General features: G+C 73.1%; 16 protein-coding genes and 1 riboswitch. Of the genes, 9 read left to right on the plus strand and 7 right to left on the minus strand.

Annotated features, from left to right (window positions below; translation table 11 throughout):
- Positions 1-3: 3 nt before the first annotated feature.
- Positions 4-972: a helix-turn-helix domain-containing protein gene (locus ACLWS4_RS16460; RefSeq protein ID WP_388044509.1), complete on the minus strand. Its 969-nt coding sequence runs from the start codon at positions 970-972 to the stop codon at positions 4-6.
- A 410-nt stretch (positions 973-1,382) separates the two neighbouring features.
- On the opposite strand from ACLWS4_RS16460, the gene ACLWS4_RS16465 reads away from it, so the two are divergent.
- On the plus strand, positions 1,383-1,877 hold the full coding sequence (locus ACLWS4_RS16465) for a GNAT family N-acetyltransferase (protein WP_074001412.1): 495 nt from the start codon (positions 1,383-1,385) through the stop codon (positions 1,875-1,877).
- Between the two features lie 19 nt (positions 1,878-1,896).
- Here the strand turns inward: ACLWS4_RS16465 and ACLWS4_RS16470 are convergent, their stop codons facing one another.
- From ACLWS4_RS16470 to ACLWS4_RS16480, 3 genes are all read right to left on the minus strand, one after another.
- Positions 1,897-3,582: an ArnT family glycosyltransferase gene (locus ACLWS4_RS16470; protein ID WP_074001411.1), complete on the minus strand. Its 1,686-nt coding sequence runs from the start codon at positions 3,580-3,582 to the stop codon at positions 1,897-1,899.
- Positions 3,583-3,948: 366 nt separating this feature from the next.
- On the minus strand, positions 3,949-5,334 hold the full coding sequence (locus tag ACLWS4_RS16475) for a LamG-like jellyroll fold domain-containing protein (protein ID WP_416874439.1): 1,386 nt from the start codon (positions 5,332-5,334) through the stop codon (positions 3,949-3,951).
- A gap of 94 nt (positions 5,335-5,428) precedes the next feature.
- Entirely contained in the window at positions 5,429-6,649 is a 1,221-nt protein-coding gene (locus tag ACLWS4_RS16480; protein ID WP_049652356.1) for a ricin-type beta-trefoil lectin domain protein, read from the minus strand.
- Positions 6,650-7,084: 435 nt separating this feature from the next.
- Here ACLWS4_RS16480 and ACLWS4_RS16485 point away from each other — a divergent pair, with 435 nt between their 5' ends.
- The 5 genes from ACLWS4_RS16485 to ACLWS4_RS16505 all read left to right on the plus strand — a co-directional run bounded on the left by ACLWS4_RS16485 (position 7,085) and on the right by ACLWS4_RS16505 (position 15,144).
- Positions 7,085-8,503 carry a glycosyltransferase family 2 protein gene (locus tag ACLWS4_RS16485; protein ID WP_107086463.1) on the plus strand — a complete coding sequence of 473 codons (1,419 nt, stop codon included), beginning with the start codon at positions 7,085-7,087 and terminating at the stop codon, positions 8,501-8,503.
- A 5-nt stretch (positions 8,504-8,508) separates the two neighbouring features.
- Positions 8,509-9,627 (plus strand): glycoside hydrolase family 26 protein, encoded by a 1,119-nt coding sequence (locus ACLWS4_RS16490; protein ID WP_416874440.1) that lies wholly within the window; start codon positions 8,509-8,511, stop codon positions 9,625-9,627.
- Positions 9,627-11,318: a glycosyltransferase family 39 protein gene (locus ACLWS4_RS16495; protein ID WP_416874441.1), complete on the plus strand. Its 1,692-nt coding sequence runs from the start codon at positions 9,627-9,629 to the stop codon at positions 11,316-11,318. The genes ACLWS4_RS16490 and ACLWS4_RS16495 overlap by 1 nt, the downstream gene beginning before the upstream one ends.
- A gap of 72 nt (positions 11,319-11,390) precedes the next feature.
- A riboswitch (cobalamin riboswitch) is annotated at positions 11,391-11,525 on the plus strand.
- A 191-nt stretch (positions 11,526-11,716) separates the two neighbouring features.
- On the plus strand, positions 11,717-14,128 hold the full coding sequence (locus ACLWS4_RS16500; protein WP_049652373.1) for a ribonucleoside-diphosphate reductase subunit alpha: 2,412 nt from the start codon (positions 11,717-11,719) through the stop codon (positions 14,126-14,128).
- A 20-nt stretch (positions 14,129-14,148) separates the two neighbouring features.
- Entirely contained in the window at positions 14,149-15,144 is a 996-nt protein-coding gene (locus ACLWS4_RS16505) for a ribonucleotide-diphosphate reductase subunit beta (RefSeq protein ID WP_074001568.1), read from the plus strand.
- Between the two features lie 70 nt (positions 15,145-15,214).
- Here ACLWS4_RS16505 and ACLWS4_RS16510 read toward each other — a convergent pair whose 3' ends face one another.
- Complete coding sequence (locus ACLWS4_RS16510; RefSeq protein ID WP_416874449.1) at positions 15,215-15,688, minus strand: SRPBCC family protein; 474 nt, start codon at positions 15,686-15,688, stop codon at positions 15,215-15,217.
- Positions 15,689-15,849: 161 nt separating this feature from the next.
- Between ACLWS4_RS16510 and ACLWS4_RS16515 the strand changes: the two genes are divergently transcribed.
- From ACLWS4_RS16515 to ACLWS4_RS16525, 3 genes are all read left to right on the plus strand, one after another.
- Complete coding sequence (locus ACLWS4_RS16515) at positions 15,850-16,341, plus strand: hypothetical protein (protein WP_416874442.1); 492 nt, start codon at positions 15,850-15,852, stop codon at positions 16,339-16,341.
- A gap of 77 nt (positions 16,342-16,418) precedes the next feature.
- Complete coding sequence (locus ACLWS4_RS16520; protein ID WP_416874443.1) at positions 16,419-17,306, plus strand: transcriptional regulator; 888 nt, start codon at positions 16,419-16,421, stop codon at positions 17,304-17,306.
- 71 nt (positions 17,307-17,377) lie between these two features.
- Complete coding sequence (locus ACLWS4_RS16525) at positions 17,378-18,361, plus strand: NAD-dependent epimerase/dehydratase family protein (RefSeq protein WP_049652368.1); 984 nt, start codon at positions 17,378-17,380, stop codon at positions 18,359-18,361.
- 84 nt (positions 18,362-18,445) lie between these two features.
- On the opposite strand, the gene def is transcribed toward ACLWS4_RS16525, so the two are convergent.
- Positions 18,446-19,021, minus strand: a complete 576-nt coding sequence (def, locus tag ACLWS4_RS16530) for a peptide deformylase (RefSeq protein WP_369808303.1) — start codon at positions 19,019-19,021, stop codon at positions 18,446-18,448.
- Between the two features lie 109 nt (positions 19,022-19,130).
- Positions 19,131-20,123: a tetratricopeptide repeat protein gene (locus ACLWS4_RS16535; RefSeq protein ID WP_049652370.1), complete on the minus strand. Its 993-nt coding sequence runs from the start codon at positions 20,121-20,123 to the stop codon at positions 19,131-19,133.
- Positions 20,124-20,527: the final 404 nt, after the last annotated feature.

Raw genomic sequence — 20,527 nt, forward strand, 5'->3', positions numbered from 1 at the left:
CCCTCAGCCCGCCTTCGGGTCCGGGTCCGGGTCGGCGAAGCAACGCCGGTAGGCCAGCGGCGTGGTGCCCAGCCGGCGGCCGAAGTGGTGCCGCAGCGCGGCCGCGTTGCCGAAGCCGCAGCGGGCGGCGATCGCGTCCACCGGCTCGGTGGTGGACTCCAGCAGCCGCTGGGCGAGCAGCACCCGCTGCCCGACCAGCCAGCGGTGCGGGGTGGTGCCGGTCTCCTGCTGGAAGCGGCGGGCGAAGGTGCGCGGCGACATGTGCGCCCGGGCGGCCAGCTGCTCGACGGTGGCCTCCTCGGCCAGGTGGTGGCGCATCCAGTCCAGCAGCGGGGCCAGCGAGTCGCCGGCGGCCTCCGGCAGCGGCCGGTTCACGAACTGGGCCTGCCCGCCCTCCCGGTGCGGTGCCACCACCATCCGGCGGGCGATCTCCCGGGCCACCTCGGCGCCCTGCACCTTGCGCACCAGGTGCAGACAGGCGTCGATGCCGGCCGCCGTCCCGGCCGAGGTGATCACCGGGTCGTCGTCCACGTACAGCACGTCCGGCTCGACCGTGGTCAGCGGGAAGCGCTCGGCCAGCTCCTCGCCGTGCCGCCAGTGCGTGGCGGCACGACGGCCGTCCAGCAGCCCGGCGGCGCCCAGCACGAAGGCGCCGCTGCAGATGGACAGCACCCGGCCGCCGCCCTCGACCACCCCGCGCAGCGCCGCCAGCAGCGGCTCCGGGTAGCCGGGGCGGATGCTCGCCGCGGTGACCACGGCGAGGTCCGCACCGGCGAGGCGCTCGGGACCGTACGGGACGTCCACCGCGAATCCGGAGTGGGTGGCGTGCGGCCCCGGCCGGGCCCCGGCGATCGCGAAGTCGTAGCCCGGCAGCCCGTCGGCGGTGCGGTCCAGGCCGAACACCTCGCAGGCCACACCCAGTTCGAAGGGGTGGACCTCCTCCAGCACCACCGCGACCACGTTCTTCAGCATGCCCACCAGGATGCCCCCGGCGCCCGCCCCGGCGGAAGGAAGGGGACGGCGGGAGGATGGCAGGATTTCGAGGTGATCGGTCGTTCCTGCCACTCGTGGCCGCGGCGCCGCCCGGCCACAGTGGTGCCCATGGACAGCGACACCCTCATCGGCTCACTCGCGATGACCGCGGCCGTCGGCGGTTTCGGCCTGCTCGGCCTGCTGATCGGCCGCGAGACCTCCCACGGCCCGGCGGCCGGCCGCGACAACTACCACCGCCCGGGCGGCTACCCGGCCGACCCGGCCCGCCCCGACCGGCTGCACGGCACCGCCGACCCGGCCGCGAAGGCGGCCCCGTCGAGCGGTTCGACCCCTCCGACCCGTTCGACCCTGGAGGACCGTCCCGACCAGGGCTCCGGCACACTGGCCGCATGGACTTCCTCATCCGCCAGGCCCTCCCGGAGGACCTCGCCGACGCCGGCCGGATCACCGTCGAGGCCTTCGTCGGCGACGGCTTCACCAACCCCACGAGCAGCTACGTCGACCTGCTGCGCGACGCCGGGCGACGGGCCCGCGAGGCCGAACTCCTGGTCGCCGTCGACACGGCCGGAGCCGGGGTCCTCGGCTGCGTGACCTACGCGGTCGGCGGCACCGAGTGGGCGGACATCGCCACCCCGCGGGAAGGCGAGATACGGATGCTCGCCACCGCCGCCGCCTCCCGCGGCCGCGGCGTCGGCGAGGCCCTGGTCCGCGCCACCGTCACCCGCAGCCGCGAACTCGGCCTGGCCGGCATGGCCTTCTCCACCCGCCCGGAGATGACCACCGCCCACCGCGTCTACGAGCGCATCGGCTTCCGGCGCACCCCCGAACGCGACTGGGCCCCGTACCCGGGGATGGACCTGATGGTCTACACCATGGCCTTCTGACGACCGGCCCGGGCGCCCGTCACGGCTTCTTGTCGTACCCGGGCGCCACGTAGACGGTGTACCGGCCGTGCTTCCCGCTCGTCACCACGGTGACCACCCGGTACCCGGAGGCCTTCAGGGTGGGCTGGATCGCCTTGTCGATGGCCCCGGTCTGGGTGAAGTCCAGGACCACGACCTTCCACTCGTGGGCCTGGATGCCGGCCTGGATCGCGGGCACCCCGTTCTGCATCTCGCCGGTGGCCGGGTCCCGTCGGAAGACGGCCACCAGGTCGTGCCACTGCTGCCAGGTGGTCTGCTTGCGCAGGTAGTACGCGGGGACGTTGTAGTTCTCGACCAGGTACCGGTCGTCGCCCTTGACGATGTACGGCTCCAGGGCGGCGACGAACTCCTTCGAGTTCGACCACTCGCCGTACATCTCCCGGCCCTGGGCCGCGCCCACCCAGGCGAGCGGGCCGACCACCAGGGCGGCCGCCGCCACCCCGGCCACCAGGTGCAGACGGCCCTTCAGCCACAGCGCCGTACGGGCCAGCACCAGGCCCACCACGATGCAGGAGAACCAGGCGCCGAAGTCGACGTGCTTCTGCAGCGACAGCCAGGTGTGGATGCGGATCTGGTTCACCGGCGCCATCAGCCCGGCCAGCAGCAGCAACAGCGCCAGCCAGAACTCGGGCCAGGCCGCACCGCCGCGCCGCCGCGCCCGCACCAGCTGCACCAGCACCCCGGCCAGCGCGACCACCAGCAGCGGACCCACCCAGCGGGCGGCCTCCGAGGCCACGTAGGAGTACGAGTCGTGGCCCGGGGCGCGCTTGAGCGTGGTGTGGTTGAAGCCGTTGACGTACTTCTCGCCGGCCGCCAGCGCCGCCGCGCCGACCGCCACCACGAAGGTGAGCAGCACCAGTAGCCCGCGCCGCCAGGCCTCCCAGCTGCGCAGCGACCCGCGCGGCCCGGCCAGCACCGCGATGCCGCACACCACCGGCACCCACAGCAGCGCGGCGTACTTGGTGGCGCCGGCCAGGGCCAGCAGCAGCCCGGAGGCGACCAGGCTCGGGTACCCGCCGCCCGTGGTCAGCCGCACCGCGAAGTACCCGGCCCAGGCGAGGACCGCCAGCGCCATCGCGTCGTAGGTGGCCAGGCCGCCGAGGAACTGGGTGGGGCCGAGCGCGACGAAGGCCGCCGCCGCGCAGAACGCCGCGAGCGAGCCGTGCAGCCGACGGGTGGCCAGGTGGACGGCCGTGGTGGCGGAGAGCATGAACGCCAGGCTCAGCAGCCGGGCGCCGTTCAGCCCGCCGACGAAGTCCGCGACGGCCACCACCACCGGGTAGATCAGCGGGGAGCCGGAGAAGAAGGTCTCGTACGTCGACACCGGGGTGCCGTGCCGCAGGTGCGCGATCTCCTGGTAGCCCGCGTAGATGTAGGTGCCCTCGTCAATGAAGGCGGTGTTGCTGAGGATCAGGTGGTACGAGAGCGCCGCCTGGACCAGCAGCACGGCCAGCAGCGGCAGCCAGTCCGCCCGCAGCACCGGCCGGGCCGGGTGCGGCACCCGGGGCGGCCCGGGCCTGCGGCGGCGCCGGTCGGCCGGGGAGGCCGGCGTCGGCCCGGGGCCCGTCCGGCCGCGCTCGCCGAGGGCCACCCCGCCCGGCCGGGCTCCGCCGAGGACGGGCTTGCGGGTGGACTCGGGCCGGATCCAGCGGCCGTCCGCGCTCATCAGTACTGCTCCTCATCTGGGACTTCGCATCCGGACGCGCCGTGGAGCGCGCGCCCCGGGGCGCGCTTCGGCCGCCGCCCCACACTGCCGGGGGCGGCGGCCGGACGTTCACGGGGGCCGGTCGGCCCCGCGGCGGATCCCGCGGGACCCGCCCCTGGCGGTGCTAGGGCCTGTCTTCGAACTCGCGTCTGCGGGGCGACGCCGGGGCACGCACCTCGCCGCGTTGTCGTCGGTCGCCAATGGCCCCCAGCCTTCGGCCGGGAGGTGCCCCCACCGCAGTGGCTCCCTCCTCCGCCTTGCGATGCACGCACCCCAACGCCGCCCCGCCCGCCCTCCGGGCGGACGACGGGAGTTCGAAGACAGGCCCTAGCCGCCGAGCCAGGCGCCGGTCGGCGCGATGGACGGCGGCGAGCTCGGGCCGGCCACGATCTTGACGATGTCGGCCTCGGGCAGCACCTGGTCCCACACCTGGATGTCGGCGACGGCGCCGTGCCAGGGGTCGGCCCACTGCGAGTTGGAGCTCAGCCGGCCGACCTGGAGGGAGTTGCTGCCGCTCGGCTGCACCCCGGCCGACTTGGCCGAGGACTGCGGAGCGCCGTTGACGTACAGGGTGAGCTGGCCCGACGGGTCGTCGTACACGCCGGTCAGCAGCACCCACTGGTTGACCGTCGCGTCGCCCTTGGACCAGGCGATCGCCGAACCGCCGCCCGGCACCTGGACCTTGAAGTACCACTGGTCGTGCCCGTTGTTGCCGGCCCGGCCCAGCGCGAACGAGTAGTACTGGCCGTCGCCCTGGCTGACCGCGCTGCGGTTGCCGTTGGGCACGTCGACCAGCACCCGCGCGGAGACGGTGAAGCTCTTGTTGACCTCGACGACCGACGTGGAGGTCGAGGCGAACGAGTCCTGGCCACTGGGCAGTTTGAGGACCTGCCCGGAGAATCCGGCCATCGTCCCCTGCTTGGCGTCCGCCCCCAGGTTGAGCGCGGCCGCGCCCTTCTTGGCGGGCAGCGAGCCGACGGTCGGCGGGCTGTCGATGCCCTTGAGCGGCGGCGCGCTCGTCGTGTTCGACGGGCCGGTGACCGTCGGGGTCGGCGAGCCGGCGCCGTGGGCCGTCGGCGTCTTCTCCTTGCCGTGCTGGTAGTACCAGTACCCGCCGCCACCGGCGGCGGCCACCACGACCACCGCGGTCACCGCACCGATCAGCTTGAGCCTGCGGCCGCGCTTGGCGGACTGCTCGTTCTGCTCGGCCAGCGCCTCCCAGTTCGGCGTGCCGGCCGGGGAGAGCGCCGGGCCGGGCGGGGGGACGGGCGGCTGGAAGCCGCCCTGCTGCTGCCAGTGCGCCACGGGCTGGCCCGGCTGCGGGCCCGGCGGGAAGGGCTGCCCGACGGCCGGCCCGGGCTGCGGCATCGGTGCCTGCGGCTGCGGCTGAACCGCCTGCGGCTGGACGGGGTGTGGTGCCACCGGGCCGGGCTGCGGCGCCACCGGACCGGGCTGCACCGGCCCCGGCGCCACCGGGGCGGGTCCGCCGCCCTGGTGCGGCACCGGCGGCACCGGCTGCGCGACCGGATGCGGCGTCATCTGCTGGGGCTGCGCGGGTGCGGGCGGCGGCCCGTAGCCGGACGCGGGGCCGAAGGCTCCGCTCGGGAACTGCGGTGGCACACCGGTGGCCGGAGCGGGCCCCCCGGCCGGTGCCTGCTGCGGTGGCGTGGCGGGCTGGCCCGGCTCGCCACTCGGTACCGGTCGATCGCTCATGGCCCGAATGCTAGGGCATCCACCCCGACACGCCCATGGGGGGTGCGCGGACGAAACGTCAGCACGGCCGGGGTTTCCCGGGTGCGACGCCGGCTCACGCGACCCCGTTGTAGGGCAGCTTCCAGCGCTGCGAGACGGTGTCCGCGCACGGGCGCAGGAGCACCGCCGTGCCGTCCGCGAGCGCCCCGCCCGCGGTGCCCAGGCACAGCCCGGTGTCCGGGTGCTTCAGCCGCTGCCCGGGGGCGGTGACCCAGCGCTGGGCCGAGCCGCCGGTGCACTCGGCCAGGGTCACCGAGGAGCGGTCGGCGCCCGGTGCCAGGCAGGCCGCCCCGCCGCGCAGCGAACCGTCGTTGCCCACCGTCCACCCGGTCGAGACGGCCTGGTCGCCGCAGGATCCGACGGTCACCGGGCTGCCGGCGGTCCCGCCGCCGCCGTGCCGCAGGCAGATCCCCGGGGCGCCCGCCGGGACCTCGCCGGCCGGCAGGCCGACCCGGTTGTGGAAGGCGAAGGAGTTGCTGCGCAGGCCGGTCCCGCCGCTCCAGACCTCGAACCCCGCCTGCACCCGGCAGAGGTAGGAGCTCTTCGGGACGTAGCCGCGTGCCATCGCGTCGGCGGTGAACAGCCGCAGGTCGAGGCCGCGGGTGGTGTGGGTGGGTGCCGTGCGGACGTAGCTGATCACGCTGTGCGGGCCGGTGATCGGCGCCTGGTAGACGTGGTAGCTCGCGTCCCCGAACGGCAGGGCGTCCGCCACCTTGTCGCCGGCGGGCCGCACATTGTCGGTGGCGTCCAGCCAGATCATCACCTCGGCGCTCTCCCCCGGCAGGCAGTTGTCCGGGCTGGAGCCGTACCAGAGGTCGAAGGAGAGGTTGAAGGAGCCGCTCACCCGGCCGTTGGCGTCCCAGTCGGCGGTGGCGTCGCCGAGCGCGCTGACCGGCACCGGCAGTCCGCTCGCGCCCGGGGCGGTCGAGACGTTGGGGTAGGCGCCCGGGGCGAGCGGGTTCTTCGGGACGAAGTCGTTGATCCGGGACACCGTGAACCCGCTGTCCCCGACCGGGTCCACGCAGACCGTGCCCGCGGTGTTCCACGGGTTCGGTTCGAGGATCTTGGCGCCGCCGTCCATCGCCAGCTTGGGGAACGGCTCCTGAGCGGTCGAGCAGATGCCCGGCCCGGACAGCGCCGTCGCCGGGCCGGCCGGCGGCTCCACCGCCCCGACGTCGCCGCTGCACCCGGCCAGCAGCGCGGCGACCGCACCGAAGGCGGCGACCGCCCGCAGGCCCCGCGCCACGCGCCCGGCCGCGCCGTCCTCGATGCCCATCGCTCTCCCCCGAACCGTCCTCGCCCGTCGAACGGACAACCGTACACAGGCGCTCCGGCCGCACCCCCGTTCACATCACGATCGGAGCTCGATATCGGTTCCGGGCGGCCGGTCGAACAGGGGGAAGCGGACGCAGAGCGATCGGTCCCGTACGATCCTGGCGTCCCCTGGTGCCCGAGCGACAACGGCCACCACCCGGGGACGGTTCAGACTCAGTACGGCTTCGGGGGAGTAGAGCACGTGACTGTCACCGAGAGCGCGCGACTCGCGGGAAGCGGTCAGCCGCCGGTCTCACGACGCCGCAGCCGGCGCGGCCCGGCCGCCCGCAACCGGTGGGGCCTGCTCCCCCAACCCCCGGACAACACCGAGAAGTACCTCTACGCCCGCACCAACCTGTGGGTGCTGACCTGCTTCTCCCTCATCAGCTTCGCCTGCATGGTGGCCAGCGAGATCGGGCTGCTGAGCGCGACGCCGTGGTTCCTCTTCTTCATACCGCCGCTCGCCTTCACCATCGTCTACTACCTCATATCCCGCTGGGTGCACGGCTTCAACGAGACCTTCGACCTCTCCGCCCACCGGGCCCTGGTCAAGTCCTGGCAGCCCGAGCACCATCCGACCGTCGACATCTTCCTCCCGGTCGCCGGCGAGCCGATCGAGGTCCTGCACAACACCTGGACGCACGTCGCCCGGCTCCGCGACCAGTACCCGGGCGACGTCACCCCGTACGTCCTCGACGACAGCAACAGCCCGCAACTCGCGCAGATGGCCGTCGACTTCGGGTTCGTGTACGGCACCCGCGACAAGCTCGGCTGGTTCAAGAAGGCCGGCAACCTCCAGTTCGGCTTCCGCAACTCCGACAGCGACTACATCCTCATCCTGGACGCCGACTTCGCGCCCCGGCCGGACCTGCTGAACGAGATGCTCCCCTACATGGAGGCCGACCCCCGTCTCGGCATCGTCCAGTCCCCGCAGTTCTTCCGCATCCTGGACTCGCAGAACTGGATCGAGCGCGGCGCCGGCGCCGTCCAGGAGCTGTTCTACCGGACCGTCCAGGTCTCCCGGCAGCGCAGCGACGGCGCCATCTGCGTGGGCAGCTGCGCGGTGTACCGGCGCGCGGCGCTGGAGGAGAACGGCGGCACCACGCTGATCGGCCACTCCGAGGACGTGCACACCGGGTTCGACCTGCGCCGCCTCGGCTGGGACCTCCAGTACATACCCGTCGCGCTGGCCACCGGCGTCTGCCCGGACAACGTCGGCGGCTTCTTCAACCAGCAGTACCGCTGGTGCACCGGCTCGATGAGCCTGCTCGGCAGCAAGAAGTTCTGGCAGACCAAGCTGCGGCCGATCACCCGGGCCTGCTACCTGTCCGGCTTCTTCTACTACATCCACACGGCGCTGTTCACCGTCGTCTCACCGCTCATCCCGATCGTCCTGCTGCTCGCCCGCCCCGACCTGATCCGCTGGGAGAACACCGCGCTGGTGCTGCCCGGCCTGCTCTACGCGACGGTCATCTTCCCGCTCTGGCACCGCAACCCCTACCGGCTGGAGGCCTGGGCCGCCCGCATGATGTACGGCTGGGCGCACGTCTTCGCCATCTGGGACATCGTGCGCCGCAACCGGATGGCCTGGCAGCCGACCGGCTCCAGCGGCGCCAAGCGGAACAGGACCCGGCGGTTCTGGATCGGCGTCATCGCCTGGGGCGGCGGAACCGCCCTGCTCTGGGTGCTGCTGAGCATCTGGCGGATGCTCACCATGGGCCCGCTGAACTTCGCCCTCGTCCTCGCCTCCGGCCTCTTCTACGCCACCATCGTGGGCCGGGTCCTCGTCCAGCCCCGCCCGACGGAAGCAGTGTGATCGCCATGTCCGCCCACCCGAGACGGGCCGGCCGGCTCCGTCACCGGCTGGCGCTCCCGCTGCTGGCCGCCGCCGGCCTGCTGCTCACCACCGCGTGCGGCCCCGAGGACCCCGGCTTCGCGATGCAGAAGGACCTCGCCCAGGCCGCCCCGGCCGCCACCCCGGCTCCCGGCGCCCCCGGGACTCCCGGCACTCCGGGCGCGACCCCCGCCGCGGGGGGCACCGCGCCGGCCGCGCCCGCCACGCCCAAGGCCCTGCCGGCCGGCGTCCCGTACGACGTCACGCCGCTGCTCAGGCCGAGCCACAAGTACCTCGGTGCCGCCCTGCCCGACGTCCCCGCCACGATGGACGCGCTGCCCGGCTACCGCGACGCGATCGGCAAGCAGCCCAACGTCCTGGAGTTCTACGCCCACTGGAAGGGCGGCTTCGACACCGCGGGCGCCCGCCGGATCCACGACGCCGGGGCGCTGCCCTTCATGGCCTGGGAGCCGCACGACCGCTCGCTCGCCTCGATCGCGGCCGGCGACACCGACGACTACGTGCGCGGCGTCGCCAAGGCCGTGGCCAAGTTCAACCTGCCGATCGCCGTCAGCATCGCCCACGAGATGAACGGCGACTGGTACCCGTGGGGCCGTCAGGCCGCCACCCCCGAGGACTTCGTGGCCGCCTGGCGCCACGTCCACGACCTCTTCGACCAGGCCGGCGCCACCAACGTGATCTGGGTCTGGAGCCCCAACATCACCGACCCCGCGCCCAACACCCGCCTGGAGCCGTACTACCCCGGCGACACCTACGTCGACTGGGCCGGCATGACCGGCTACTTCACCAAGACCGGGCCCAAGACCTTCGACGCGCTCTACGGCCCGACCATGGCCGAGATCCGCGGCTTCTCCCAGAAGCCCTTCTTCATCAGCGAGACCGCCTCCGAGCAGGGCAAGCGCCAGCACGCGGACATCGACCAGCTGTTCTCCGGGCTGGAGGCGCACGACGACATCGTCGGCTTCGTCTGGTTCAACATCGTCAAGCGGGCGGACTGGCGGGTCGAGGCCGTGCCGGACACCCTCGCCGCGTTCAAGCAGCGCGTGTCCGACCCCCGTTACGGCTTCGACATCCGGAACCCCTGATGAGCACTGAGTCCGAGTTCTCCCCCGTCCCGCACGGCCGCTCCGCCCACGACCCGGCCGCCGAGCCGGACCCGGACGGGCCCGGCGCCGTGGCGGTGGACAGCCCCGACGGGCCCCGCCCCGCCGTAACGGTCGACAACCCCGACGGCGTCGAGCTGGCCCCGTACACCATCCCGCGGGTCCCCGCGATCGGCTGGGACCCGGGCACCAGCCCCCGGCGCCGGTGGATCGCCCGCGGGCTGCTGGGCGCCGTCCTCACCGTCCAGGCCGCCCTCTCGCTGCGCCTGCTGGCCGCCGCGCACCCCGACGAGGCCGCCGCCATGGTCGCCGGCCGCCAGCAGCTGGCCCACCTGCTGCACGGCACCCCGGTCACCACCGACCTGGTCGACCGGGTGCACGGCTCGCCCTGGCTCTACCCGCCGCTGGCCGGCGCCGCCGCCGACGCCAACGGCATCTGGGGCACCCGGCTGCTCAGCCTCGGTTTCGCGCTGCTCACCACGGTCCTGCTGTACTCGCTGACCCGGCGGCTGTTCAACGAGCGGGTCGCCATCTGCGCCATCGCCGGGTACGCCGTCCTCCAGTCCACCGTCGTGGTCGGCTTCTACGCCGCGCCCGAGTCCCTCGCCGTCCTGCTGGTCGCCCTCGCGGCCTGGACCACGGTGTTCACCGCCGGCCGCCATCCGGCCCTGGCCCTGCTCGCCGCCCCGCCCACGGCGCTGGCCTGCGCCACGGCCTACTCCGCGGCCTTCGCCGTCCCCGCCCTGGTGGCCCTCGCCTTCGCCTGCGCCCGGCCGTACCACCGGGTGGGCCCGGCCGCCCTGCGCTCACTGCTGACGGCCCTCGGCACCCTCGTCCTGCTGCTCCCGTACGGCACCCTCGGCAAGGTCGCCGGGTGGTCGCCCTCGCGCGGCAACGCCCCCGGCTCGGCCGGCTCGGTCCTGCTCGGCACGCTCCAGTGGGCCGGCCTGTTCACCGTCCTCGCGGTGGCCGGCACCATCGCCTACGCGCGCCGCGAACAGATGCCCGAGCACGACGCGCCGGAGAAGGAGCCCCTCCCCACCACCCGGGGCCGGCGCGCCCTGCTCGGGGCCGTCCTGACCGCCACCGCCCTGCTGGTCCCCGCCGCCCACCTGTGGACCGGCACCTCCGGCGCGCTGTTCCGCCACCTCGGCTACGGCATGCTGCTGGCCGCCCCGCTCGCCGGGGTCGGCCTGACCCGGCTGGTCGGCGCCCACTTCCGCCACCCCCAGCTCGGCATCCTGGTCTGGGTCGCCCTGCTCGCCCTCGGCCTGGAACAGTCCGCACTGCGCTACCAGAACGGGCCCGACTCCGGCCGCCTGCTGGCCGTCCTGCGGGTCCACACGGAGCCCCAGGGCCGCTACCTCACCGAGGTCGACGGACTCGCCGAGTACTACCTCGGCGGCGTCTCCAAGCCCGAGCAGTGGGTCTCCGCGCGCGCCGGCACCGACTACCGCGACGGGGCCGGGGTCGAGCACCACGGCGACGACGGCAGCGTCGCCGCGATCCGGGACGGCTGGTTCACCATGGTCGTCCTCGACAGCACCGCGCCGAGGGCCACCGACCGGGCCCTGAGCGAGGCCCTGGGCGCCGCCGGACACTACCGGCTGGTCGCCCAATTCACCTCGCCGACCGGCGATTCGAGCACGTACAAGGTCTATCTGAAGCACTGACCGGCCGCCCGGCCCACGCACATCCGCGACACGACAGGCACAACATATGGTGCCGCCGCAGTCCGGCGGCACAACATGTATGCTCGCTTCTGCTGTCGATGCAGGGGAACCCGGTGCGAATCCGGGACTGCCCCGCAGCGGTGAGCGGGCGGCTCCAGCAGCCGCACCCCGCGAGTCCGAGTACCTGCCGACGGCGTGCGCCACGGCCCTCCCGCAGAGGCCGCGCCGGCACCAGCAGTACCCCTCCGGGCCTCGCGGGCGGGCCGGGGAGTCACCTCGCGCGACGCTTTTTGCGTTCGCGCCGTGCTCCCCTGCCCAGATCGGCCCGGTGGCCCCCCGAGCACCGCCGCCGATCGCCGCCAGGAGAGAGCGCCTTGACCACCGCTGCCTCAGCCACCCTGCCCGCCCAGGGCTCCGGTACCGCCTTCACCGACCCGACGGTCTCCGACCCCGGGGGCGCGCTGCTGCGGCTGCTCACCGACCGCAGCACCGACCTCACCGAGGTCGACCCCGGCCATGTCGCCGCCGCCGCGCTGCGCGGCCGCCACGCCGGCTCGGACTTCGCCGAGCTGCGCGGGCTGGCCGTGGACGCCGCCGCGTCGATGATCGCCGAGGACCCCCAGTACTCGAAGCTGGCCGCCCGCCTGCTCGCGCTGGAGATCGTCGACGAGGCGAACAGCCAGGGCTCGGTGTCCTTCTCCGCCTCGATCGCCGTCGGCCACACCGAGGGCCTGATCGGCGACACCACCGCGGACTTCGTCGCCAAGCACGCCGCCGCCCTGGACGCGCTGATCGACACCGCCGGCGACGACCGCTTCGAGTACTTCGGCCTGCGCACCGTGCAGTCCCGCTACCTGCTGCGCCACCCGATCACCCGCAAGGTGATCGAGACCCCGCAGCACTTCCTGCTCCGCGTCGCCTGCGGCCTGGCGGTCGGCGACTCCGAGCAGTCGGTGCGCGAGGTGGCCGAGCTGTACGGCCTGATGAGCCGCCTGGAGTACCTGACCTCCTCGCCGACGCTGTTCAACTCCGGCACCCGGCACCCGCAGATGTCGAGCTGCTACCTGCTCGACTCGCCGCTGGACAACCTGGACTCGATCTACAACCGCTACGCGCAGATCGCCCGCCTGTCCAAGCACGCCGGCGGCATCGGCCTGTCCTACTCGCGCATCCGCTCGCGCGGCAGCCTGATCCGCGGCACCAACGGCAAGTCCAACGGCATCGTGCCGTTCCTGCGCACCCTCGACTCCTCGGTCGCCGCCGTCAACCAGGGCGGCCGCCGCAAGGGCGCGGCCTGCGTCTACCTGGAGACCTGGCACGCCGACATCGAGGAGTTCCTGGAGCTCCGCGACAACACCGGCGAAGAGGCCCGCCGCACCCACAACCTCAACCTGGCGCACTGGATCCCGGACGAGTTCATGCGCCGGGTCAACGCCAACCAGGACTGGTCGCTGTTCTCCCCGGCCGACGTGCCGGAGCTGGTCGACCTGTGGGGCGCCGACTTCGACGAGGCCTACCGCAAGGCCGAGCTGGCCGGCAAGGCCGTCCGCACCATCCCGGCGCAGACCCTGTACGCCCGCATGATGCGCACCCTGGCGCAGACCGGCAACGGCTGGATGACCTTCAAGGACGCCTCCAACCGCGCCGCCAACCAGACCGCCCTGCCGGGCCGCACCGTGCACTCCTCCAACCTGTGCACGGAGATCCTGGAGGTCACGGACGACTCCGAGACCGCCGTCTGCAACCTCGGCTCGGTCAACCTCGGCGCCCACGTGGCCCCCGGTGCCACCGTCGACGACCTGCTCGGCGCCATGGACTGGGAGCGCCTCGACGCCACCGTCCGCACGGCCGTGACGTTCCTCGACCGCGTGGTGGACATCAACTTCTACCCGACCACCGAGGCCGGCACCTCCAACTCCCGCTGGCGGCCGGTCGGCCTCGGCGTGATGGGCCTCCAGGACGTCTTCTTCAAGCTGCGGATCGACTTCGACTCCGCCGAGGCCGCCCGCCTGTCCACGCTGATCGCCGAGCGCATCATGCTCACCGCGTACGAGCGCTCCGCCGACCTGGCCGAGCAGCTCGGCCGCCACGAGGCGTACGGCGAGACCCGTGCCGCCCGCGGCGAGCTGCACATCGACCACTTCCCGACGGCCGCCCCGCAGTGGGCCGACCGCTGGACGGCGCTGCGCGCCCGGATCGCCGAGACCGGCCTGCGCAACTCGCTGCTGCTGGCCATCGCGCCGACCGCGACCATCGCGTCCATCGCCGGCGTGTACGAGTGCATCGAGCCGCAGGTGTCCAACCTGTTCAAGCGCGAGACGCTGTCCGGCGAGTTCCTCCAGGTCAACCCGTACCTGGTGCGCGAGCTCAAGGAGCTCGGCGTCTGGGACCAGCAGACCCGCGACGCCCTGCGCGACGCCAACGGCTCCGTCCAGGACCTGAACTGGCTGCCCGCCGGGGTCCGTTCGCTGTACCGGACGGCCTGGGAGCTGCCGCAGCGCGCGCTGATCGACCTGGCCGCGGCCCGCATGCCGTACCTGGACCAGAGCCAGTCCCTGAACCTGTTCATGGCGGCGCCGACCATCGGCAAGCTCAGCTCGATGTACGCCTACGCGTGGAAGGTCGGTCTGAAGACCACCTACTACCTGCGTTCGCGCCCGGCCACCCGCATCGCCCAGGCCGCGTCCGGCACCGCCCGTGCCGCCGCGCCGGCGCCGGTGCCCGTGAACACCCCCTCCCTCACCCCGGAGCAGGAAGCCGCCATCGCCTGCTCCCTGGAGAACCCCGAGTCCTGCGAGGCCTGCCAGTGACCACCCCCGAAGACCGCAAGATGCTGCTCGACCCCGGCTTCGAGCTGACCCTGCGCCCGATGCGCTACCCGTCGTTCTACGACCGGTACCGGGACGCGATCAAGAACACCTGGACCGTCGAGGAGGTGGACCTGCACTCCGACGTCGCCGACCTGGCGAAGCTCAGCGAGGGCGAGCGCCACCTCATCGGCCGGCTGGTCGCGTTCTTCGCGACGGGCGACTCGATCGTCTCCAACAACGTGGTGCTGAGCCTCTACAAGCACATCAACTCGCCCGAGGCGCGCCTGTACCTCTCGCGGCAGCTGTTCGAAGAGGCCGTGCACGTCCAGTTCTACCTGACGCTGCTGGACACCTACCTGCCCGACCCGGAGGACCGCAACGCGGCCTTCGCCGCGGTGGAGAACATCCCCTCCATCCGCCAGAAGGCGCAGTTCTGCTTCAAGTACATGAACGCGGTCGACCACATCGACTCGCTGCAGACCAAGGAGGACCGCCGCGCGTTCCTCCTGAACCTGATCTGCTTCGCGGCTTGCGTGGAGGGCCTGTTCTTCTACGGCGCCTTCGCCTACGTGTACTGGTTCCGTTCGCGCGGCCTGCTGCACGGCCTGGCCACGGGCACCAACTGGGTGTTCCGCGACGAGTCCATGCACATGGACTTCGCGATGTCGGTGGTCGACACCGTCCGCGAGGAGGAGCCCGACCTCTTCGACGACGAGATGGCCAAGCAGGTCACGGAGATGCTGGAGGAGGCCGTCGAGGCCGAGCTCCAGTTCGCCCAGGACCTGTGCGGTGACGGCCTGCCCGGCATGAACACCGCCTCGATGCGCGAGTACCTGCAGGCCGTGGCGGACCAGCGCCTGGCCCGCCTGGGCCTGCCGATCCGCTACGGGTCGACGAACCCGTTCGGCTTCATGGAGCTCCAGAACGTCCAGGAGCTGACCAACTTCTTCGAGCGCCGCGTCTCGGCGTACCAGGTCGCCGTCGAGGGCTCCGTCGCCTTCGACGACGACTTCTAGGAAGCACACGCAACACCAGAGGTGCCCCGCACGGCTCGGCCGTGCGGGGCACCTCTGTCGTTGCGCGCCGTCACCCGGCGTCGCCGTTCCCGGCCCGTCGGCGGCCGGCGGTGAGGTCGGCGTCGGCGGCGGCGAGGATGCGGCCGAAGGTGTGGGCGATGAGGGGCTTGGCCAGGGCCCGGGTCAGGGCCGCGCCGAAGGGCAGTCGGACCTGGAAGGTGGTCGTCCACGCGACCTCCGTCCCGCCGGGGACCTCGATGAAGGTCATCCGGCCGAGTTCGTGCCGGGACGGCGGCAGGCTGCGCTCGACGGTGTAGTCGAAGCCGTACGGCCGGTTGTACGCGGTGACCCGCTCGCGGAACCAGCCGATCGCCCAGGTGTGCACCCGCACCGCCCCCACGCCGTACGGCGCACCGGCGCCCGGCCGGGCCAGGCGGGCCCGGAGGATGAGCGGGGAGCGGGTGTAGTTGGTGGTGGTGGCGCACCAGTCGAACACGTCCTCGATCGGTGCGGCGATGACGCGTCGGACGGTCAAGGTCTCCATGGTCATGTCCCCTCTCTCGGTCGGCGGCGGCGCGGACTGCGGCCACCGCGCCCGACAGATGGACCGGGGAGCCGTCGGAAACGTGACACCGGGGCCGCCGCCCCGTCCCGGAGCGCCTCCGACCATGCCCTGAAACTATCGAATCTGCTACGGTCGTACATATGACGAAAGATACCGGCGCCCAGTCCGCCGTGACCGAGCTCCGGATGCCCCTCGACACCAAGGTGGTCATCTGGGCCTTCTGCGGCGCGGTCGGCGCCGGCCTCGGCTTCGCCGTCCCGTGGCTCCTCCAGTTCGCCGCCCGGCACCCGATCCCCTACGCGGACACCGTGCGCTTCCTGGGCTCGTTCACCTCCCCGGCCATGGTGATCGGCCGACCGGTGGCGCTCGCCGCCGTCGGGCTCGTGGTCGGGATGTTCGTCACCTACCACGCCGCCACGCTGCGCATCTCGGACGAGAGCATCACCGTCGTCGAGGGCGACGACAGCCGGGTGATCGCCCGGGACCAGGTCGGCGGCGTCTTCCGCCACGGCGGCAAGGTGCGGATCGAGTCACCGGTCGGCCGGGTCCTCTTCGACGACGACGTCGAGGGCAGGAAGGCGGCCATCGCCTCGGCCTTCCGCCGCCACGGCTACCCCTGGGAAGGCGCCTGAGGCCCCGCGTGCCGGATGTGGCACATTGACCGGACGGCCCCAGCCCCGGGCCCCGTGATCGAGAACCGAGGTCTCCCGTGTCCGCAGACAACGCCGCGCCGTACCGACCCGCGCCGCGCACGGTCGTCGAGGCCTGCTTCGACCCGCAGGGCACCGCCCCGCTCGACTACGTCTACGACGTCGCCGCGGCGGCCGGCCTGGCGGACCAGCCGGTACGGCTGGCCGTACGGCGGCTGGAGGCGGCGGGCGTCCTGCGGCAGGAGGGGCGGGGCCGCAAGGGCCGGCTCGTCCTGACCGACGCGGGCCGGCTCCGCTCGGACCTGGACGTCCGGTTCGTCGCGCTCGCCTACGCCCAGGACGCCGGGCGCGCCCCCTGGGACGGGCTCTGGCGCCTCTACACCTTCTCCGTCCCCGAGCGGCACCGGGCGGAACGCGACGCCCTGCGCACCGCGCTGACCCGGCTCGGCGCCGCCCCGCTCGCGCCCGGCGCCTACGTCAGCCCGCACGACCTGCTCGACGAACTCGCCGCCGAGGCCTCGGCGGCGACCGTCGACGCCTACCTGGTCACGGCGGAGGCCACCCGCCTGACCGGCCGGGGCTTCACCGGCCCCGCCGCCACCGCCGAGCAGCTCTGGCCCGCGGCCGGGACGGTCGAGGCCTACCGGCCCCTCGCCGAGGCGCTGGCCGAGGAACCCCTCGGCCCCGACCGCGGCTCCGTCGAACTCGTCGCCACCGCGCTGCGCCTGGCCGAGGCCTTCACCCACGCCCTGGAGCTCGACCCGCTCCTCCCCCCGGAGCTGCGGCCCGCCCCGTGGCCGCCGGCCGGGGTCCGGCGCGACTTCGACGAGGCCTGGACCGCGATCCGCGGCCGCACCCCCGACCTCTCGCTCTTCCGCGCCTTCGACGCGGAGCCGGAGCACCACGAGCCGGAGCACCACGAACCGGGACAACACCTGTCCGCCTGATTTTCACCCGGACGGACGCGATTCCGAATTCCCGGATCGCGAATATGTTCGAGGCTTGATATATCGATAATATGCTCGAAGAATACGACAAGGTATTGGTGTCGGGCGGATTGGGTTTCGTCGGAAGGCACCTGACCAGCGCCCTTCTCTTTCTCGGGAAAGAGGTGGCGATCATCGACAACGCCCGCACCGCGACGAGCATCTCGGCGCCGTCCGGGACCACCCTGCACCTGCTGGACATCCGCGAGGTCGACGCCGTCGCCGAGGCCGTGGACGACGCCGACCTGGTCTTCCACGTCGCCGCGAACGCGAACGGCACGCTGTCGGTGACGCAGCCGCGCCTCGACTTCGAGATCAACGCACTCGGCACCCTGATCTTCGCCGAGGCCCTCCTCAAGGCGTCCGTCCGCCGGGTCGTCTACGTCTCGTCCGCGTCCGTCTACGGAACTCCCCGGAAATTCCCCATGGACGAGGACCACCCGACCCGCCCCTTCGTCCCGTACGGCGCGTCGAAGCTCAGCGGCGAGATCACCTGCCTGGCGCTCCACCGCGCCTGCGGTCTGCCGGTGGTGGTCGGCCGCCCGTTCTGCGTCTACGGGCCGGGCGAGAACCCGCACGAGGCGATGGTCGAGGTCGGCCGGTTCCTGCGCTGGCACCTCAACCACCAGCCCATCCAGATCGTGGGCGACATCGACCGGAAGACCCGCGACTTCGTCCACGTCACCGACCTGGTCCAGGGGCTGCTGACGATCGCCGACCGGGCCGAGCTGGGCGAGGTGTTCAACATCGGCTCCGGTACGGAGGTCTCGATGCGCGACCTCGTCAACACGATCGGGGAGGCCACCGGCGTCACGCCCGAGGTCAGCGTGATCCCGGAGATCGAGGACGACACCTACCGGCTGGTCGGCGACATCTCCAAGCTCCAGGGCCTCGGCTACCGGCCGGCGGTCTCGCTCGCCGAGGGGGTGCGCGACCTGGCCGACCACCTCGGCGCGAACCCGGAGCTCCCCGGCAGCCCGACCATCTTCTCCCGCGGCCAGCACGGCGAGTCCTGAGCCGCTCCCCCGTGCCGGACCGCCCCACGGAACGCCGAGGGCCGGGACACCAGCGGTGTCCCGGCCCTCGCGTGCGACGGACCGTCAGTCGTTCGCCACGGTCGCGTACTTCGGGGTGCCCTCGGCCATCTGCTTCAGGGCGTCCTTGCGGTCCCGCTTCGACAGCTTGTCGATGTAGAGGGTGCCGTAGAGGTGGTCGGTCTCGTGCTGGAGGCAGCGCGAGAAGAAGCCGGTGCCCTCGACGCGGATCGGCTGACCGTCCTTGTCGACGCCGGTGACCGCGGCGTAGTCCGGGCGGGCCAGCTCGGCGTAGGCGGTCGGGACGGAGAGGCAGCCCTCGTTGCCGTCGTCCAGGACGCGGCGGCGGTCGGCCGGGTACTCCTCCAGCACGGGGTTGATCACGTGGCCGATGTGGCGCACGCCCTCGTCGTCCGGGCAGTCGTAGACGAAGACCTTGAGGTCGACGCCGATCTGGTTGGCGGCGAGGCCGACACCCTCGGCGGCGTACATCGACTGGAACATGTCGTCGATCAGCGCGGACAGCTCACCGTCGAAGACGGTGACGTCCTTGACCTCGCGGTGCAGCACCGGGTTGCCGACGACGGTGATCGGGCGGGCGGTGCCCTTGCTGAGGTCGGGCTCCTCACCGATCACCTTCACGGGCGCCTCGGCCGCCGTCCCCTCCACGTCGTGCTCGTGCTCGTGCTGCTCGGCCTGCTCCGCCATGTCTTCCGCTTCCGTCGGTGTACGCGTTACCTCACCAGGGTACTCAGCACACTTCTTCGAGGTCCCGGTACGCCCGGCTTCCCGGGGCGGACGCGACCCAGCGGTCCAGCAGGGTGCGCACCAGGTGGGCCGGGGCGGCGATCCCGCACTCGCGCTCGACCAGCCAGGACATCCCGGCCGCGCCGCCCTGGCTGAGGTGGCTGAGGTGGCCGGGGTGGGCGGCGTCACCGTCGTCATGCGGGTCGTGGTGGGCGGCGACCCCGTCGTCGGAGGCCATCCGGCTCTCCGAGCAGGCGCGGCACAGCAGCCGCACCGAGGAGGTCCAGTCCTCGGCCGCGTAGCCGGCGTCGGCGACCAGCCGCTCCAGCGCGTCCCGGTCCCCGGCGGTGGCGGCCTGCAGCAGCACCACGTACGTCGGCACCGGGGAGGGCGCCCACAGCTCGATCTCGTCGAACACCGGGTAGGCGACGCCGTCGGTGACCCGCTCGCCGTGCGGGGCGCCGTCGTGCAGCACCACCTCGCCCCAGCGGCGGCCGGAGGAGGGCAGCGGGATGGACAGCACCTCGATCCGGGCCGGGTCCAGCCGGCGGCCCCAGACCACCTCGGACTCGCCGTCCGGGGACAGCCGCACCGGGGTGGTGCCGAGGTCCAGGCTGACCGGGCCGTCCGGCTGCGCGCCGGGGCCGCCGGACAGCTTCAGCCCGTACGCCTGCCAGGCGCGGCGGGCCAGCGGCCAGTCCTGGAGGGCGGTGGCGGTGATGCCGAGGTTCCACCAGTCCGGGGCGCCGTGCTCGCGGTCCAGCAGGGCGACGGCGCGCAGGCCGGCCGAGCGGGCCTGCTCCCAGTCCCGGCGGAACTTGTGCAGCAGGGCGAGGTTGAACCAGGAGTCGGAGAGCCACGGCTCCAGGTCGGCGGCCATCACCAGCAGGGCGCCGGCGTCCTCGTAGCGGCCGTCGCCGATCAGCGTGAAGGCCCGGTCGGTCGTCTGCCGCCAGGTGGCGGACGGCCGGTGCCGTGCCCGGTGGAAGATCCTCACGTTCGTCCCTGCCGTCGTCGTCCGCTCAAGTCCCGTGCCACCGTGCCCGTACCGCCTCGGAGGGCGCCCGGGCCCGGTGCCCCGGGTCGGTGTTCCACGCTACGACCGCATCCAACCACGCCCGCCCCCGCCCGCGCTCCCCACCGCCGAGGTTGGGGCCCGCCCCTCCCCAGCCTGCCTGTCCGATGCCGCCCGCTCAACCCCTGACGGCCGGAACCCGCATCCCGGGCCCCGCGGCGGCGGCCGACGGCCCGGGCCGTACGGGCCCGCGGACCCTGCTCCGCCCGGCCGTACGGGCCCCGCGGACCCGAGTTCGAGGACGGGCGCTAGGGCCTGTCTTCAAACTCCCGTCGTCCGCCCGGAGGGCGGGCGGGGCGGCGTTGGGGTGCGTGCATCGCAAGGCG

The sequence above is a fragment of the Kitasatospora sp. SC0581 genome (assembly GCF_048159585.1).
GTDB lineage: Bacteria > Actinomycetota > Actinomycetes > Streptomycetales > Streptomycetaceae > Kitasatospora.

Coding starts and splice junctions, on each gene's coding strand:
- ACLWS4_RS16460 (WP_388044509.1), bottom strand. CDS start 972: ATGCTGAAGAACGTGGTCGCGGTGGTGCTGGAGGAGGTCCACCCCTTC.
- ACLWS4_RS16465 (WP_074001412.1), top strand. CDS start 1,383: ATGGACTTCCTCATCCGCCAGGCCCTCCCGGAGGACCTCGCCGACGCC.
- ACLWS4_RS16470 (WP_074001411.1), bottom strand. CDS start 3,582: ATGAGCGCGGACGGCCGCTGGATCCGGCCCGAGTCCACCCGCAAGCCC.
- ACLWS4_RS16475 (WP_416874439.1), bottom strand. CDS start 5,334: ATGAGCGATCGACCGGTACCGAGTGGCGAGCCGGGCCAGCCCGCCACG.
- ACLWS4_RS16480 (WP_049652356.1), bottom strand. CDS start 6,649: ATGGGCATCGAGGACGGCGCGGCCGGGCGCGTGGCGCGGGGCCTGCGG.
- ACLWS4_RS16485 (WP_107086463.1), top strand. CDS start 7,085: ATGGTGGCCAGCGAGATCGGGCTGCTGAGCGCGACGCCGTGGTTCCTC.
- ACLWS4_RS16490 (WP_416874440.1), top strand. CDS start 8,509: ATGTCCGCCCACCCGAGACGGGCCGGCCGGCTCCGTCACCGGCTGGCG.
- ACLWS4_RS16495 (WP_416874441.1), top strand. CDS start 9,627: ATGAGCACTGAGTCCGAGTTCTCCCCCGTCCCGCACGGCCGCTCCGCC.
- ACLWS4_RS16505 (WP_074001568.1), top strand. CDS start 14,149: ATGCTGCTCGACCCCGGCTTCGAGCTGACCCTGCGCCCGATGCGCTAC.
- ACLWS4_RS16510 (WP_416874449.1), bottom strand. CDS start 15,688: ATGGAGACCTTGACCGTCCGACGCGTCATCGCCGCACCGATCGAGGAC.
- ACLWS4_RS16515 (WP_416874442.1), top strand. CDS start 15,850: ATGACGAAAGATACCGGCGCCCAGTCCGCCGTGACCGAGCTCCGGATG.
- ACLWS4_RS16525 (WP_049652368.1), top strand. CDS start 17,378: ATGCTCGAAGAATACGACAAGGTATTGGTGTCGGGCGGATTGGGTTTC.